We start from the raw sequence: 15,081 nt of genomic DNA, 5'->3' as shown, positions 1-15,081 counted from the left end.
CTGTGTCGATGTTTTCGGCTTCGCACTTGGGCATTGCAGGGCTAGGGCGCAACAATGAAAAACTCCGGGGGTGAAAAACCAGCGTTGGCGTCGCCGCGCGCGTGGCTGCTGCTCGCCGCGCTGCTGGCTGGCAATATCGCGCTTGCTCTCGGCCCGCTTTTCGTCCGTCTCGCAGACACAGGTCCCGTTTCCGCTGCATTCTGGAGGCTGTCGCTGGCGCTCCCCTTCCTCGTCCTGTTTGCACGAATCGGCGGCCAACCCTTGCGCGGGATCCCTCGCCGCACATTGATGCTGGTCGCGCTGGGCGCAGTCACCTTCGGGCTCGACCTTGCGAGCTGGCATGTCGGTATCGAGCGCACCCGGGTCGGGAATGCGACGCTGTTCGGAAACGCCGGCAGCATTGTCCTGCTGGTCTGGGGCTTCATCATTGCGCGCAGCCTGCCGCGAAGGCTTGAAATACTCGCGATCGTGAGCGCGCTTGGCGGTGCGGCCATCCTGATGGGGCGCAGCCTCGAAATCTCCGTGACGACACTCATCGGGGATCTGTTCTGCCTGACCGCGGGGTTGCTCTATGCAGTTTACCTGCTGACGCTGCAGAACGCGCGCGGCACGATCGGGGGATGGAGCCTGCTGGTCTGGGTCAGCATTTTCGCAAGCCCACTGCTGCTTGCAATCTCGCTGGCGAATGGCGAGCCGTTCTGGCCGACCGACTGGCGCCCCATCGTGGCGCTCTTCATCAGCAGCCAGCTGATCGGGCAGGGCTTGCTGGTTTTTTCCTTGCGCCATTTTCCGCCGCTGATCATTGGCCTGGCGCTGCTGACGCAGCCGGCCGTCGCCGCGCTGTATGGCTATCTGATCTTCGGCGAAGCGCTCGCCTTCATCGATATTGCCGGGATGGTCATGCTCGGCTCGGCGCTCGTCCTGGCACGCGTTGCCCGGCGTGATGACGCGCCATCGACCGCCGCGACACTGGATGCTACTCCGCCAACTCCCCTAGGAGAGGAAAGACCATGAAACTAGCCGCCCTTGCCCTCGCATCGACCAACCTCGCGCTTGCCGGATGCGCCAGCTATCCGGTTACCGAAGAATTGCGGGCAGAGGCGCAGGGCGAAGTCGCCGATGTGGCATTTGAAGCGCTCGGCAAACGCTACATCGACGGGATGATCGCGCTCAATCCGGTCGCTGCAACGCAGCTTGGCGATCATTCGCGCGATAGCGACCTGCCCGATGTTTCAGCGACAGGCCGGGCGGCGCAAAAGCGCATGTCGCAGGCAATGCTCGAGGCGCTTAAGACGATCGACAAGAGCGCGCTCAGCCGGGAGAACCAGGTCGATTACATGCTTCTCAAGAACGCGCTCGAATACGAGCTTTGGAGCATGGATACAGAGCAGCAATGGGCATGGAATCCCCAGTATTACAACGATCTTGCATCCTATTCGCTCTATGGCCTCGTTGCGCGCGACTATGCACCGTTTCCCGATCGCTTCGATCACATCGTCGACCGGATGGAGAAGCTTCCGGCGATGCTTGCCAGCGCGCGGCGTCAGATCGACGTTGCTCGGGTCCCCAAGATCCACGCCGAAACCGTGTCGAAACAGAATGCCGGCATTCTCGCCATCGTCGAGGGCCTGATCGAACCGCAGATCGAGGCCAATGGTCTCGACCGGACGCGGTATGATGCTGCCAAGGAGGGCCTGGTAAAGGCTATCGGAGAACATCAGGAATGGCTCGACGAGGTGGTCGTCCCGGGAGCCAAGGGCGATTTCCGGCTCGGTTCGGAAAAATACGCCGCCAAGATGGCCTATGCCTTGCAGAGCTCGATGTCGGTTTCACAGCTGAAGGCACGGGCAGAGCAGGCTTATACGGAAACCCGTGCTCACATGCTTTCGGTTGCTTCCAAGATCGGCGATTGCGGATCGATAGAAGCGCGCAATGCGGCGGCGCGGCAGCAGGCCGTGATCGAATGCGGCCTCGAAAAAAGTTACGAAAACCGCGCCCCGCGTGACGGGCTGGAAGAGGCCGCTCGCGCCACGCTGGCCCAAGCGATTGCCTTCACCAACGAAAAAGGCTTCATCGACCCGATGGACGGCGAGGTCGAGATCATCACCATGCCGGAATTCTGGCAGGGCAATGCCGTTGCCTATCTCGATGCGCCGCCACCGCTCCAGCGCGATCTGGCCGCCTATTACGCAGTCTCGCCGATCCCCGACGACTGGAGCGAGGAGCAGGCGACCAGCTTCCTGAAGGAATACAACATTTCGATGTTGCACCTCCTCTCCATCCACGAGGGCGTTCCGGGCCACGCGTTGCAACTCGATCATTCGAACAAGTACGACAACCTGCTGCGTTCGGTCCTGGGCAGCGGCCCCTTCGTCGAAGGCTGGGCTGTCTATTCGGAAAAAGTGATGGCCGATGAAGGTTATCTCGGCGGTATCGAGACCGAGCAGGGCCGCTATTTCCTGCTCAACGGCCTGAAATTCCGTCTGCGCGCGATCATCAACACATTGCTCGACATCGGCATCCACACGGAAGGGATGGACCGGGAAGCAGCGATGACATTGATGATGGAAGGCGGCTTCCAGCAAGAGCGTGAGGCTGCTGGCAAGTGGACCCGCGCCAACCTCGGTTCGACCCAGCTGCTCAGCTACTTCACCGGCTATTCCGAACATGTTGCCTTGCGCGAAGAGGCAGAGAAACGCTTCGGATCACAGTTCGACCAGCGCGCCTATCATAACGAAATCCTCGCCCATGGTTCGCCGCCGGTGAAATACGCCCGCGCCCTGCTGTTCGACCTTCCTATCGAATAGCTACCTTCCAAATCGTGCGTCGAAATCGGCTGCATGACGTTCGAAGCGTTTGAGATCCGCACCGACCAGTACCAGCCGCGCCTGTTCCGCGAGCAGGTGCTTCTGGTCGCGCAGGATTTCGCGTCGCCTTGAATCCTTCATCGGGATCGCTGCGTTGGCGAGCGTATCGAGCATCACTTCGGAGGCGATCGGCGAGCTGGCCACTGCGCTTCGGATGGCACCGAACCCCCGATCGACATAGTGCTGGAAACCGTCGGGAAGCGGGATGACGGGGCAGTTCTCGGCATCTTCGCCGCAGATGTCCTTGCGCAGGTCGCGTCGACCGATTTCCGATGTCGCCGCGCCGAGCCAGTGCAATGACGTGATCGCGGTGAAAGGGTCGTTGATACCGGGAGAAAGGGCTCGCAGGCCGATCTCCACCAGTTCATCGATCAGGAACTGCGGGTCCTGTTCGGGCGTGCGCGAGGGGCCAAGCGTGAAGCAAGCGCGAACGCGGCTTTCGATCTTTTCCGGAGTACAGCCCTTGATCTCCATCAGCGGGAGGTCACGATGGACGAAGTCGCCCGTCCTGACCTTTAGCGAGAATGTGCAGCCACAGTCGCGGGCGATCCGTTCGAGGTCCTCGAAATCGATAAGCTGGACGTAGCCCGTTTCCCACGCGGTCAGCGGTTCTCCGCCGGGTTGCTCGACCGCATCGGAGAAGGTGTCTTCAACCGGGTAGGTCTCACGGATAGCATCCAGCAGGCGCGAGCCGATTCCTTCCAGCACCTTGTTGATGCGGATCGAAGAGGGGATGTGGTTGAGGAAATAGACCAGCACAGCGACGCAGATCGCCATCAACGCATAGGCGACGAGCAGCGATAGCTGGGGCGTGAAACCGGGCAGGGCGGTCGCCGCGGCGTCTGCCCCAGTCGCGGGCGTTTCGTCTTCTGCCCGGACGGCGCGTAACACGACGAGCGCATAAACGAAGCTGCTGATGAAGGTCGCTAGGCTCAGCTGGTTGCCGCGATCTTCCATGAAGTTGGTGAGTAGGCGCGGGCCGTAATTGCCGCTGGCATAGGCAACCGCTGCAATCGTGATGGAAAAGACGGTCGAGGCAACGCCGATCATGCTGCCTGCCATAACGGTCAGCATGTCAGCCGCGCCCTTGGGCCGCGAGGGCACGAGCCAGTTCACTTCGTTCAGGAATTCGGCAAACCCGTTCCGGTCGAGCCAGATCATCACCAGCGCGAGGATCGCAGCCGAAAGCGAAAACAGCGCCGGGTAAAACCAGTAATTGGCGTTGAGGCGCGCCCAGAAGAAACGGATGTCAGCGGTCATCGGTAATGCAAACGCACCACTGCGCGAGTTTATCCGACCCGCTCGAAAACGACGAAGACGCCGTTCGATACTTCTGCGAAGGCAAAACTGTGCCTCTCGCCCCGATGGATGCCGGACCTGACCGAAAACTCGCGGCGATACCCATAGATCGGATCGCGCAGGGTGACCGAGCCCTCGCTATCGCCGCACACAGTCCAGTAATTGCACGGTCAATGCGGCAGCGCTTCTCCCTGATCGGGCGTTCCCGAAAAACGCCATCCCTTGAGGCCGTTGAGAACCCGCGCCGTCAGGCTCATCAATCGGCCTTGAACGGCACCTCGCCCAGGTCTCCCTTGCCGATGGTGCCGCTTGTCATTTCCAGCATGCGATCGAGGCTCTGCTTGGCCTTCAACCGCAGCCCTTCCTCGATCTCGATCCGCGGTTCCAGATCGCGGAGCGCGACATAGAGCTTTTCCATCGTGTTGAGCGCCATGTAGGGGCAGATGTTGCAGCTGCAATTGCCGTCGGCACCCGGCGCGCCGATGAAGGTCTTTTCCGGCAGCGCCTTTTCCATCTGGTGCATGATGTGCGGCTCGGTCGCGACAATCAGCGTGTCACCTTCGAAGGTCTGCGCGAACTGCAGGATGCCGCTGGTCGAACCGACGTAATCGGCGTGATCGATGATTGACGGCGGACATTCGGGATGTGCTGCGATCGGCGCGCCCGGATATTGTTCCTTCAGCTTGAGCAGTTCGGTTTCGCTGAAAGCTTCGTGCACGATGCATACGCCCGGCCACAGCAGCATTTCGCGGTTGAACTTGCGGCTCAGGTACCCGCCGAGGTGGCGGTCCGGTCCGAAGATGATTTTCTGGTCTTCGGGGATCTGCGCGAGGATGGTTTCCGCGCTGGAGCTGGTGACGATGACGTCCGAGAGCGCTTTCACTTCGGTCGAGCAGTTGATGTAGGTCAGCGCGATGTGATCGGGATGCGCCTCGCGGAAAGCCTTGAATTTTTCGGGCGGACAGCTGTCTTCAAGGCTGCAGCCTGCGTCCATGTCGGGAAGGACGACGATTTTTTCAGGGCTCAGGATCTTGGCCGTATCGGCCATGAACTTGACCCCGCAGAAAGCGATAACGTCCGCATCGGTTTCGGCCGCCTTGCGGCTCAATTCAAGGCTGTCACCGACGAAGTCTGCAATGTCCTGAATATCGCTGGTCTGGTAATAGTGCGCCAGGATGACTGCGTTGCGCTCTTTGCGCAGGCGGTCGATCTCCGCGAGAAGGTCCTCGCCGGCAGGCACTTTCGTCTCGATACTCATTCGCTTTTCCCGTCTGCTTCAGGGGGTTTCGTCCCCTCTATAGAGGCAACACACGGCAAGGCGAGTGCGTTCCTTCGAATGTCGGGTGCGCCTGGTTACATACCGGGCGGCAGGAACGCTTCTGCCGGGCGCTCGTCGCCGGGCGTGCCTGCGACATGACCTGCAACCCATGTCCGGGCATAACTGGTCGCGCCGATAACTTCGCCAATTCCCATGGCTGCGAGCGGGACGAGCAGCGCCCACCACCAGGCCTTGTGGACTTTGCCGTGCACGCGCCGGTCCATCATCATCCCTGCAAGGATGAACAGCGACATGACACCGAACAGTACGGGAAAGACCCAGGGGATCACGAAGGGCAGGGGAAGCAATCGCGCAATTCCGGGGGCGCTGACGGTCACCATCGCCCCGAACATCAATCGCTTGTGCCAGTCGCTCTGCTTGCGCATCCGCAGGGCAGCAAAGGCGAGCCCGCCGAAAGCCGCAAGGTGGAACAGGTTCACGACCAGAAATTCGCTTTGGTCGAAGAAAGGCGGTCCGCCCAGAACCTGCAACGTCTTGAACGTGAGCCATGCGCCAGCGGCCAGCATCAGCGGTATCCAGATTACCGAAACCTGGCCCAGCCGCATGTGCAAGGCCTTATTCCCGCGCGCGGCGAGCGTCGCCTGCGTGATGTAGAGCGCCACGAAACCAACGAAAAAGAATGCATGGATGTGATAGACTGCGGGGACATCGAAGCTGGATCGGCCCATCGCTGCGTTGATGGCAAAACCGCCAACGGTCATCACGCCGAGCAGCCAGCTCGCGATCATGAAGAACTTGTGTTCGCCGGCCATACCGGTCGGCTCATGTGCGATTGTTGCCATCGGCTTGTTTCCTCCCCCCGGAAAATTCAAGCGACCACCTGTTTTATCGGGCGAATTTGCCGACCGTATGGGTCGGGGTCAAGTTCCCGACTTTGGATCTTCCCCCTCGAACATCACCGTGACGCTGGCATTTTCATAGCCTGACACCTGCAAGGGGATGGCGAGGTTCTGCCTCACCGCTTCCTTTGCCGCCGTACGGGCGAGGGCGAGCACCTGCGGGTTCTTGGCAAAAACGGATGCGCGCTTTTCCGCCTGCGCCGAATTATTGCGCGACAGGTCGCTGCTGGCGTCGCGCGTGACATAGGCGCCCTCAGTGAAGATCCGCGCCTGCGCCTCGTCGAGGTTGGGCCGCGAAATCCGCAGCGGCGGGAGCGTTACTGAAAGGGTTTCGCTTTCGGCGTCCCAGGCAAACCGGTCTCGGTCCATCTGCGCCAGGTCGAGCCGATATTCGACGGTGGCCGGGATGATTGCCGCCTGCCGCGACTTGAGGAGGTCGAAGCCGGCTATCCCTCGCGTGTCGATGCTTTCCGCGACGACCTCGAAGCGGGAGGAGAAAACGGTCAGCGAATTCTGTTTCTGGAAGGCCAGCATGGCGCTTGCCACTGGGTCGCCTTCTTCCTTTTCGAAGAAAGCTTTCCAACCGAGCCATGCGGTCGCCGCAAGCAGGAGGATCACGATCAGCCATGGAACGGCCTGCACCTGCGCCAGCGGCTTGTCCCGCATCAATGGCAGCGCCACCTGCGGTTCGAGACCGCTCGATTTCAGATCGTCTGCCATATGTCCTCCGAACGGGCGACCATTCCGCGGCGTTCCAGGTCGAGAAGATGCGCTTCGACACTCATCTCGGCCGCCTTGTGGAGTCGCGGGTCCAGCCCCTTGTACATGTCGGGAATGAAGGCCGGGATCGGGCGAGCCTGTTCGCCCAGCAGGCGCAAGATCTGGTTTTCGCGCTGGCGGCGGTGGCCGATCATGCCGCGGACAAGTTGCCTCGGCTTGGTAATCGGTTCGCCGTGCGCGGAGTAATAGATCGTGTCCTCGCGCTCCTGCAGCTTCTCGAGGCTCTTCATGTAGAGGCCCATGTCCCCGTCGGGCGGGATCACGACGCTGGTCGACCAGCCCATCACGTGATCTCCGGTAAAGAGCGCACCGCTCTCCTCGAGCGCGAAACACAGGTGGTTTGACGTATGCCCGGGCGTATGGATCGCGCGCAGCGTCCAGCCCGGTCCGGACATCGCCTCTCCATCTTCCAGAACACGGTCTGGCTCATAGGTCGGGTCGAATGCCTCGTCCGCGCGCGGCCTGTCGGTATCGAGCACAAGCGGAGCGCATCCGACCACCGGAGCGCCCGTCATTGCCGCGATCGGGGCGGCGGCAGGCGAATGGTCGCGGTGCGTGTGGGTGCACATCAGCGCGGCAATCTCGGCATCGCCGACCGCAGCCATGATCGCATCGATATGCGCCTGGTCCGCAGGTCCGGGATCGATCACCGCCACGCGGTCACCGGCGCCGACGATATATGTCTGTGTGCCGGTATAGGTATACGGCGAGGGATTGGGCGCAAGCACGCGGCGAACCAGCGGCTCGAGCTGTTCCGCGACACCGGTCGGCCAGGGTTCTGGTGGAAGGGCCATGGCTTGCATATGGCGACGAAGCTGGCAGAAGTCACGCAACCGCTGCGGTATGGGAGCTCAAATGTCCGAATTCATTCTCGTTCTCGATGAAGGGACAACCTCGACGAGAGCGATGCTGTTCGGCCTGGACGGCAGTTTCCACGGAAGCGCACAGCAGGATATAACGCAGCACTATCCGCGCGCGGGCTGGGTCGAACACGACGCAGACGAGATCTGGTTCCGCACCCTCGACTGCGCTCGGCAGGCGATAGAGAAGGCAGGCGGCGCAGATCGCATTGCCTGCATCGGCATCACCAACCAGCGGGAAACGGTTGTCGCCTGGGACAAGCAAAGCGGCAATCCGCTTTGTCGCGCCATCGTCTGGCAGGATCGCCGGACAGCCGATTTCTGCGAGAGCCTGAGATCAGCAGGGCATGAGGCCGAGGTGCAACGCCAGACCGGCCTGCTGCTCGATCCCTATTTCTCGGGCACCAAGATGCGCTGGATGCTCGACAATTTTGAAGCGGTTCGGGCAGCAAGGGACGCCGGAAGTCTGGCATTCGGCACGATCGAGAGCTGGCTGATGTTCAAGCTGACCGGCGGCGCACATCTGACCGATGCAAGCAATGCGAGCCGCACCTTGTTGATGGGGCTCGGCGACGAGGGTTTCGAGCCCAGGCTGTGCGAACTTTTCGGTGTGCCGACCGCGGCGCTGGGCGAGGTCGTCGATAACGCCGGACCGTTCGGCGAGACCGATGCAGCATTGTTCGGCCAGGCGATTCCGATCACGGGCCTCGCCGGGGACCAGCAATCGGCGACCATCGGGCAGGCCTGCCTCGAACCGGGCGAAACCAAGGCGACATATGGCACGGGAGCATTCGTGCTTACGAACATGGGCGGCGACATTCCGGTCTCTGACCATCGCCTGCTGGGGACTGTCCTGTACCAGTTTGGCGGAAAGCGGACATATGCACTCGAAGGGTCGGTCTTCGTTGCGGGCAGCCTAGTGCAATGGCTGAGGGATTCCCTCGGCATCGTCGATGTTGCCGCGCAGACGGAGGAGCTTGCCCGCTCCATCGAGGACACTGGCGGCGTCACCATAGTCCCGGCCCTTGCCGGGCTGGGTGCTCCGCACTGGCGTGCCGAGGCTCGAGGGGTCATCACCGGTTTGAGTTTTCACAGCGGCAAGGCCGAAGTGGCGCGCGCCGCGCTGGAAGCCATGGCGCATCAGACATTCGACCTGGCAGAAGCCTTTGCCGCCGACGGCGCGTCTTGGGGCAAGCTCAAGATCGACGGCGGGATGAGCGCCAACGACTGGATGGCTCAGGACCTTGCAGATTTTCTCGACCTGACTGTCGAGCGCCCCGAATTCGTCGAGACGACCGCGCTCGGCGCAGCGATGCTCGCTGCAGTCGGTGCGGGTCTCTACGAGGACCTGCCGACGGCGGCCAAGCAGATGCGCGGGACGCTGAGCCGGTTCTCTCCGCATATGGAAGACGGTGTTCGCGCCGAACGACTTGCCCGATGGAGGAAAGCGCTGGCCGCAGCCTGAACGCGCGCCGGCGTCAGCCGTGGCGTTCGTTGCCGGCCTGGATTTCGCGTTTCAGCAGCGCCTGACCCAATCGTTCGTGCAGGCGGCGCACGGTCGGCTGGACTTCGAAATCATCGCGCCAGGCGCTGTCGAGGCGGGCGATCCGGTTGTGCAGCCGCATCGTGTCTTCGATCAGTTCACGGGTCGGCTCTTCCAGCAGGTCCATGTCTTCGTCGCGGGACGGTCGGTCTTCGGGAAGCTTGCTGTGCTTGCGAAGCTGGCTTTCGGTCAGTTCGCCGGAAAAATAGGCTCGCTGGTTCAGCAGCCAGGCCAGCACGTGCATCATGCGGGTGGTCGCCTTCAGCCCCTCGCTCGACAAGGCAAGCCGCAGGTGATCGTTGGTATCGGCGGGAAGGTCGTTCATGCCCAGTGCGAAGACCGCACGTACTTCGTCGGCCAGCAGCAAGGCTTCGCTGTAAAGCGCCTCGATGATCGGACGGGAAAGGTTGCTAGTCTGGGCCATTGATCGGACGGAATCTATTCACCGCGAGACTCGCGCGCCAGTGAATCAACCATAATATCCCTAGGCTTCTCGAAAGCTGTCCCGCCGTGGCACACATTTGGCCCGGCGAAACGACGCAAATCAGGCGATTATGTCGGGAAGCAGGCTGTCCTCGATCAAGGAAATCTGGTCCTTCAGACGCAATTTGCGTTTCTTCAGGCGCGCAATCTGCAACTGGTCCGTCGACCCCGCGTCGGTAAGCGCTGAGATAGCCGCATCGAGATCGCGGTGTTCGGTGCGCAGCAATTCCAGCCGCTTGCGCATCTCTTCGTCGGTCACTCGCAGCACCCTTCGTTTGATCCGGTTTCTGGCACGCTTGTCCGGATGCGCCGGTTTACTATCGGCAAAGTCCTTTACCTCAATAGGCATCATGTGTTTTGATGACAATTCGCGGTTCGTCCGCGCTTGGACGAGTCGCTTCGAAGGGGGTCGCAACCTCTTAAGGAGAACCTAGATGGCATCATCGTCCCACGTCACCGCGCTACAGTCCAAGCACGCCGGTCTCGAGGCCCGGCTGCGCGAGGAAATGAACCGGCCCGCGCCAGACGATGTGATGATCCAGCAACTCAAGAAGCGCAAACTGCAGATCAAGCAGGAAATCGCGCAAGCCTGACGCGGAGATCTTTCCGCCAAATAGCACCTCGCCCGCTTTGAAAGCGCGGGCGAGTGTGCCGAAACATTTGTTGCATTTCGCTTTTACCAACGGGTGCTATAGTCGCATTCCGACATGTCAGCTGTATTCGCCGCCCGCCAGATTCTTACCCGACTTCACGAGGTCATGGCCTCGCGCATGCATGCGCAGGGGAAGCTCGACCGCGTGGTCGAGATCATCGGCGAAAGCCTCGATAGCGAGGTCTGCTCGATCTACCTTCTTCGCGAGGGGATGCTCGAACTCTATGCAACGCAGGGCCTGAACAAGAGCGCTGTCCACGTCACCCGCATGGCCATCGGCGAAGGTCTCACCGGCACGCTGGTGCAGAATGTCGAGACGCTGAACCTCGCAGAGGCGAAGGCTCATCCCGACTTCCAGTACCGGCCGGAAACGGGCGAAGACAAGTTTCACTCCTTCGCCGGCGTTCCGATCGTCTATCGCGAACGCGCAGTCGGCGCGCTGAACGTCCAGCATGTAGAGCCGCGTCGCTATGAAGACGTCGAAATCGAAGCGCTTCAGACGACCGCAATGGTCTTGTCCGAACTGATCGCCAATGCCGGGCTGATCGACGAAGAGGAAACCGGCGGCCTGTCAGAAAGCCTCACCGGTATGCAGACGGTGGCCGGCCTGGCGCTGGTCAAGGGTTTGGGAAGCGGCCATGCGGTGTTTCACCAGCCTCGTATCACCATCGACCAGGTAATGGCCGAAGACATCGAAGCCGAGCGCCAGCGCGTTTACCGAGCGTTCGACAAGATGCGCGAGCAGATCGACAACATGGCGAGCCAGGCCGAATTTGGGGTCGGCGGGGAACATGAAGAGGTCCTCAAGACCTACAAGATGTTCGCCTATGACGAGGGCTGGTCGCGGCGCATCAACGAAGCGATCGACAGCGGACTGACCGCAGAAGCGGCCATCGAACGCGTCCAGCAGCGCACCCGTATGCGCATGCGCGAAATCGACGATCCATTGCTGATGGATCGGATGCACGACCTCGAGGATCTGGCGAACCGCTTGCTGCGCATCGTGTCGGGGCAACTGGGCACGGCTGCGAGCCAGGGTCTTCGACGCGACACGATCCTGCTTGCCAAGAACCTCGGGCCTGCCGAACTGCTCGAATACGACAAGCGGCGGCTGAAGGGTGTCATCCTCGAAGAAGGTTCGCTGACGGCGCACGTCGTGATCGTCGCCCGCGCTATGGGCGTGCCCGTGCTCGGCCGTGCGCGCGGTATCCGCGGGCTGGTGCGCGAGGGTGACGAGATCCTGCTCGATGCCGATCACGCCACCGCGACAATCCGCCCCACGGCGCAGGTCGGCGTTGCATTCGACGACCGTTTCGCCCGTTCGCGCGAGAAGCAGGCCGCCTATGCCAGCCTGCGCGATGTCGAACCTTTCACTCGTTGCGGAACGCGCATCCAGGTAATGCTGAACGCCGGCCTCCGCGACGACATGAGCGCGCTCGCCATGACTGGCGCCGACGGTGTCGGACTGTTCCGCACCGAATTCCAGTTCCTCGTTTCCGCCACCTTGCCCCAGCGCGACCGCCAGACACGACTCTATCGCGATGTGCTGGATGCAGCGGGTGAAAAGCCGGTGATCTTCCGCACCGTCGATATCGGCGGCGACAAGGCGGTGCCCTACCTGCGCGATGAAGTGGCCGAGTTCGATGAAAACCCGGCGATGGGCTGGCGGGCTCTGCGGCTCGCTCTCGAACGCGAGGGCCTGCTCAAGGTACAGGCGCGGGCGTTGCTGGAGGCTTCGGCCGGACGGCAGCTTTACGTGATGTTCCCGATGGTTTCCGAGCCTTGGGAATTCGATGCGGCCAAGCAGGTTTTCGAAGACCAGCTGAGTTACCTGAAAACGCGTAAGAAGATCCTGCCGGAATCAATCCGCTACGGCGCCATGCTCGAAGTGCCCGCGCTGGCAGAGGTGTTGGACGACCTGCTGCCAAGGCTCAGCTTCCTTTCCATCGGTACCAACGACCTGACGCAATTCCTGCTCGCAGCGGACCGCGCCAATCCGAAACTCGCCGAGCGCTACGACTGGCTCAGCCACTCGATCCTGCGCTTCCTGCGGCGGATCCAGCTCGCGACAGTCGGTTACGATGTCGATCTCGGCGTCTGCGGCGAGATGGGCGGGCGCAGGCTCGATGCGCTGGCTTTGCTCGGTATCGGCTACCGACGCCTCTCTATCACGCCTGCCGCGATCGGCCCGATCAAGGAGCTGGTCCGCAAGGTCGATCTGAAAGAGATTAGCGAAGCGATGAACACATGGCTCGCCGATCCTTCCCTCAACCTCAGGGCCGAGCTGGAATCCTGGGCGAGAGAGCGAGACATCGACATCGATTGATTCGCCTGAAACCGGCAGGATTGCGGCATTTTCGCCGCATCTGCCGCGCAATTCGCGCATCTCGTCCGATTGCGGAGACGAACGCACGACGTGCTGCTTGACACTGCGATGCAGCACATCTTTTCTGCGCCGCAATAAAAAATTCGCTATAGGGTCGTGTCATGGACGGGGACAACACTCTGGCAGCCGAAACGCCATCACGCGACGGTGCCGGGACAATTCTACGTAAAACTCGCGAGGCCAAGGGCCTCACTCTGGATCAGGTCGCGTCTGAGACCCGCATCCCGGTTCGCCATCTCGAAGTGATGGAAGAAGGCGATTTTGCCAACCTTCCGGCTCGCACATATGCGACCGGATTCGCCCGCACCTATGCCAAGATGCTGGGCCTCGATGCCGAGGAAATCGTCGCCAAGGTGCGCGAGGAACTGGCTGTCGAGGGTGACGGCTATCGCGAACGGGGCTCCACTTTCGAACCGGGCGATCCGGCAAAGATCCCTTCGGCAGGACTTGCATGGGCTGGCGGTATCGCGGCGATCCTGCTGGTGGCGGGTGCGATCGCGTTCTACTCGACCTATTACGGCGCCGGAACCGGTCCCGATCCATTGCAGGTCGAAGCCCCTGCAGTGACGGAACAGGTGGCCGCAGCGCCAGCCGATGCTGCCCAATCTGACAAGGCTGCCATTCCTTCGAACGGGCAGGTTGTTTTCACCGCCCTGGAAGATGGCATCTGGGTACGCTTCTATGACGAAGGTGGCGACAAGCTGCTCGAAAAGCTGATGGATTCGGGTGAGCGCTACGAAGTGCCGGCCGCAGCGAAACAGCCGCGCATCAATACCGGACGGCCCGATGCACTGGCGATTACCATCGGCGGGCAACAGGTGCCGAAGCTGGCGGAGGAGCCGGTGGTAATCGGTGATGCCCCCGTTTCCGCAGCTGCCTTGCTTGCCCGGGCAGAGGTCCCGGCTGGTGAGGCGACACCTGCACTCAACTGACGATTTCCCACGGATAAGGCGGCGCGCGTTCTCGACTTGGGGCGCGCGCTTCGCCACATATTCCGGGCGCGTTCATCCCGCGCCTTTATCGCTGTCGTTCGGAAAACGCGCCGAATGCGGCCGCAATTGTAAAGTTCTGAGGAGCCAAGAGCGATGTCGAAACGCTTCACTCAATTTTTCGGTCCTGTTCTGGCCGCTGCAGCCATGGCAACCATGGCTGTCCCAGCCGGGGCGCAGGACAAGGAAGAGGAAGCTCGCCTGCGCAAGATCGAGGCCGAAATTCGCGCGATCCAGCGTCAGGTGTTCCCGGGCGGTGACGGGCGCTTCTTCCAGCCCGAAATCACGGCCGGGACGCCAACCAGCAATGTCGCTGCTTCGAATTCGACCACAGCGGTAACGGATATTCTCTCGCGCCTCGACGCGATCGAGGGGCAGTTGCAGCGCCTGACCGCGCGCAGCGAAGAGAATGCGAACTCGATCGCCCAGTTGAACACGCGGCTTGCAGCCCTGGAAGTTACCACCGGCGCCGCGACGACCGAGGCGGCAGGCCCGACGGCACCTTCAGCCAATCTCAGTGCCATGACCGGTGGTGCGTCGCAGCCGGCAGTGTCGAAGCCGGCGACCAAGCCTGCTCCGAAGCCTGCCGAACCGAGCGGTCCCAGCCCGGAACGACTCGCTGCGGTGCAGGCAATCACCAAGCCGCAGACAGACGATCCGGGCGACGATGAATATTCCTATGGCTTCCGTCTCTGGGATGCAGGCTTTTTTCCAGAAGCGCGCCAGCAGCTGACGCTGTTCCTCGAAAAATATCCGAGCCATGCCATGGCGACCTATGGCCGTAACCTGCTCGGCCGCGCCTATCTGGACGACGGGATGCCGCGCGAGGCTGCGCCGTGGTTCCTCAAGAACTACCAGAGCGACAAGGGCGGGCGCCGCGCAGGCGACAGCCTGCTCTATCTTTCGGAAACGATGATCGCTCTCGGCGACACCAACCGCGCCTGCATCGCCTTGGCTGAATTCGGCGAAACCTATCCGGCGCTGGCGACCGGCCGTCTCAAGGACCAGTACGAGGCGAACCGGCGGATAGTGACCTGCAATTGA

15 protein-coding genes are annotated in these 15,081 nt (G+C 61.7%); 7 read left to right on the top strand and 8 right to left on the bottom strand.

Annotated features, from left to right (window positions below; translation table 11 throughout):
• Positions 1 to 54: 54 nt before the first annotated feature.
• Both AMC99_RS10020 and AMC99_RS10015 read left to right on the top strand, forming a co-directional pair.
• On the top strand, positions 55 to 1,014 hold the full coding sequence (locus AMC99_RS10020; protein ID WP_061926180.1) for a DMT family transporter: 960 nt from the start codon (positions 55 to 57) through the stop codon (positions 1,012 to 1,014).
• Positions 1,011 to 2,807 (top strand): DUF885 domain-containing protein, encoded by a 1,797-nt coding sequence (locus AMC99_RS10015; RefSeq protein ID WP_061926177.1) that lies wholly within the window; start codon positions 1,011 to 1,013, stop codon positions 2,805 to 2,807. Before AMC99_RS10020 ends, AMC99_RS10015 begins: the two co-directional genes overlap by 4 nt.
• Here AMC99_RS10015 and AMC99_RS10010 read toward each other — a convergent pair whose 3' ends face one another.
• The 6 genes from AMC99_RS10010 to AMC99_RS09990 form a co-directional block, all read right to left on the bottom strand.
• Positions 2,808 to 4,127: a DUF2254 domain-containing protein gene (locus tag AMC99_RS10010; RefSeq protein WP_061926175.1), complete on the bottom strand. Its 1,320-nt coding sequence runs from the start codon at positions 4,125 to 4,127 to the stop codon at positions 2,808 to 2,810.
• Between the two features lie 29 nt (positions 4,128 to 4,156).
• Positions 4,157 to 4,318, bottom strand: coding sequence for a hypothetical protein (locus AMC99_RS14005; protein WP_157058297.1), 162 nt, complete (start codon positions 4,316 to 4,318; stop codon positions 4,157 to 4,159).
• A gap of 104 nt (positions 4,319 to 4,422) precedes the next feature.
• Positions 4,423 to 5,424 (bottom strand): quinolinate synthase NadA, encoded by a 1,002-nt coding sequence (gene nadA, locus AMC99_RS10005; protein WP_061926172.1) that lies wholly within the window; start codon positions 5,422 to 5,424, stop codon positions 4,423 to 4,425.
• Positions 5,425 to 5,519: 95 nt separating this feature from the next.
• Positions 5,520 to 6,287: a hypothetical protein gene (locus AMC99_RS10000; RefSeq protein ID WP_061926169.1), complete on the bottom strand. Its 768-nt coding sequence runs from the start codon at positions 6,285 to 6,287 to the stop codon at positions 5,520 to 5,522.
• Positions 6,288 to 6,365: 78 nt separating this feature from the next.
• Positions 6,366 to 7,064, bottom strand: coding sequence for a DUF4230 domain-containing protein (locus tag AMC99_RS09995; protein WP_061926166.1), 699 nt, complete (start codon positions 7,062 to 7,064; stop codon positions 6,366 to 6,368).
• A complete protein-coding gene (locus AMC99_RS09990; protein WP_061926162.1) occupies positions 7,049 to 7,918 on the bottom strand; it encodes an MBL fold metallo-hydrolase in 870 nt (289 codons plus the stop codon). Before AMC99_RS09990 ends, AMC99_RS09995 begins: the two co-directional genes overlap by 16 nt.
• 61 nt (positions 7,919 to 7,979) lie before the next feature.
• Between AMC99_RS09990 and glpK the strand changes: the two genes are divergently transcribed.
• The gene (glpK, locus tag AMC99_RS09985) at positions 7,980 to 9,449 is read left to right on the top strand and encodes a glycerol kinase GlpK (RefSeq protein ID WP_061926159.1); all 1,470 of its coding nucleotides are present in this window, start codon (positions 7,980 to 7,982) and stop codon (positions 9,447 to 9,449) included.
• 13 nt (positions 9,450 to 9,462) lie between these two features.
• On the opposite strand, the gene AMC99_RS09980 is transcribed toward glpK, so the two are convergent.
• Positions 9,463 to 9,951 (bottom strand): DUF1465 family protein, encoded by a 489-nt coding sequence (locus AMC99_RS09980; protein WP_061926156.1) that lies wholly within the window; start codon positions 9,949 to 9,951, stop codon positions 9,463 to 9,465.
• Between the two features lie 120 nt (positions 9,952 to 10,071).
• Complete coding sequence (locus tag AMC99_RS09975; RefSeq protein WP_061927916.1) at positions 10,072 to 10,269, bottom strand: YdcH family protein; 198 nt, start codon at positions 10,267 to 10,269, stop codon at positions 10,072 to 10,074.
• A gap of 175 nt (positions 10,270 to 10,444) precedes the next feature.
• Between AMC99_RS09975 and AMC99_RS13890 the strand changes: the two genes are divergently transcribed.
• The 4 genes from AMC99_RS13890 to AMC99_RS09960 all read left to right on the top strand — a co-directional run bounded on the left by AMC99_RS13890 (position 10,445) and on the right by AMC99_RS09960 (position 15,081).
• Complete coding sequence (locus AMC99_RS13890) at positions 10,445 to 10,603, top strand: YdcH family protein (RefSeq protein WP_083440140.1); 159 nt, start codon at positions 10,445 to 10,447, stop codon at positions 10,601 to 10,603.
• A gap of 114 nt (positions 10,604 to 10,717) precedes the next feature.
• Positions 10,718 to 12,988, top strand: coding sequence for a phosphoenolpyruvate--protein phosphotransferase (gene ptsP, locus AMC99_RS09970; RefSeq protein ID WP_061926153.1), 2,271 nt, complete (start codon positions 10,718 to 10,720; stop codon positions 12,986 to 12,988).
• A 161-nt stretch (positions 12,989 to 13,149) separates the two neighbouring features.
• On the top strand, positions 13,150 to 13,980 hold the full coding sequence (locus AMC99_RS09965) for a helix-turn-helix domain-containing protein (protein WP_061926151.1): 831 nt from the start codon (positions 13,150 to 13,152) through the stop codon (positions 13,978 to 13,980).
• A gap of 153 nt (positions 13,981 to 14,133) precedes the next feature.
• On the top strand, positions 14,134 to 15,081 hold the full coding sequence (locus AMC99_RS09960; protein ID WP_061926148.1) for a hypothetical protein: 948 nt from the start codon (positions 14,134 to 14,136) through the stop codon (positions 15,079 to 15,081).

This window comes from Altererythrobacter epoxidivorans, from assembly GCF_001281485.1.
In the GTDB taxonomy this organism is placed as follows: Bacteria; Pseudomonadota; Alphaproteobacteria; order Sphingomonadales; family Sphingomonadaceae; genus Erythrobacter; species Erythrobacter epoxidivorans.
The sequence above is the reverse complement of the archived record's forward strand: the minus strand, read 5'-3'. Positions and strand labels throughout refer to the sequence as shown.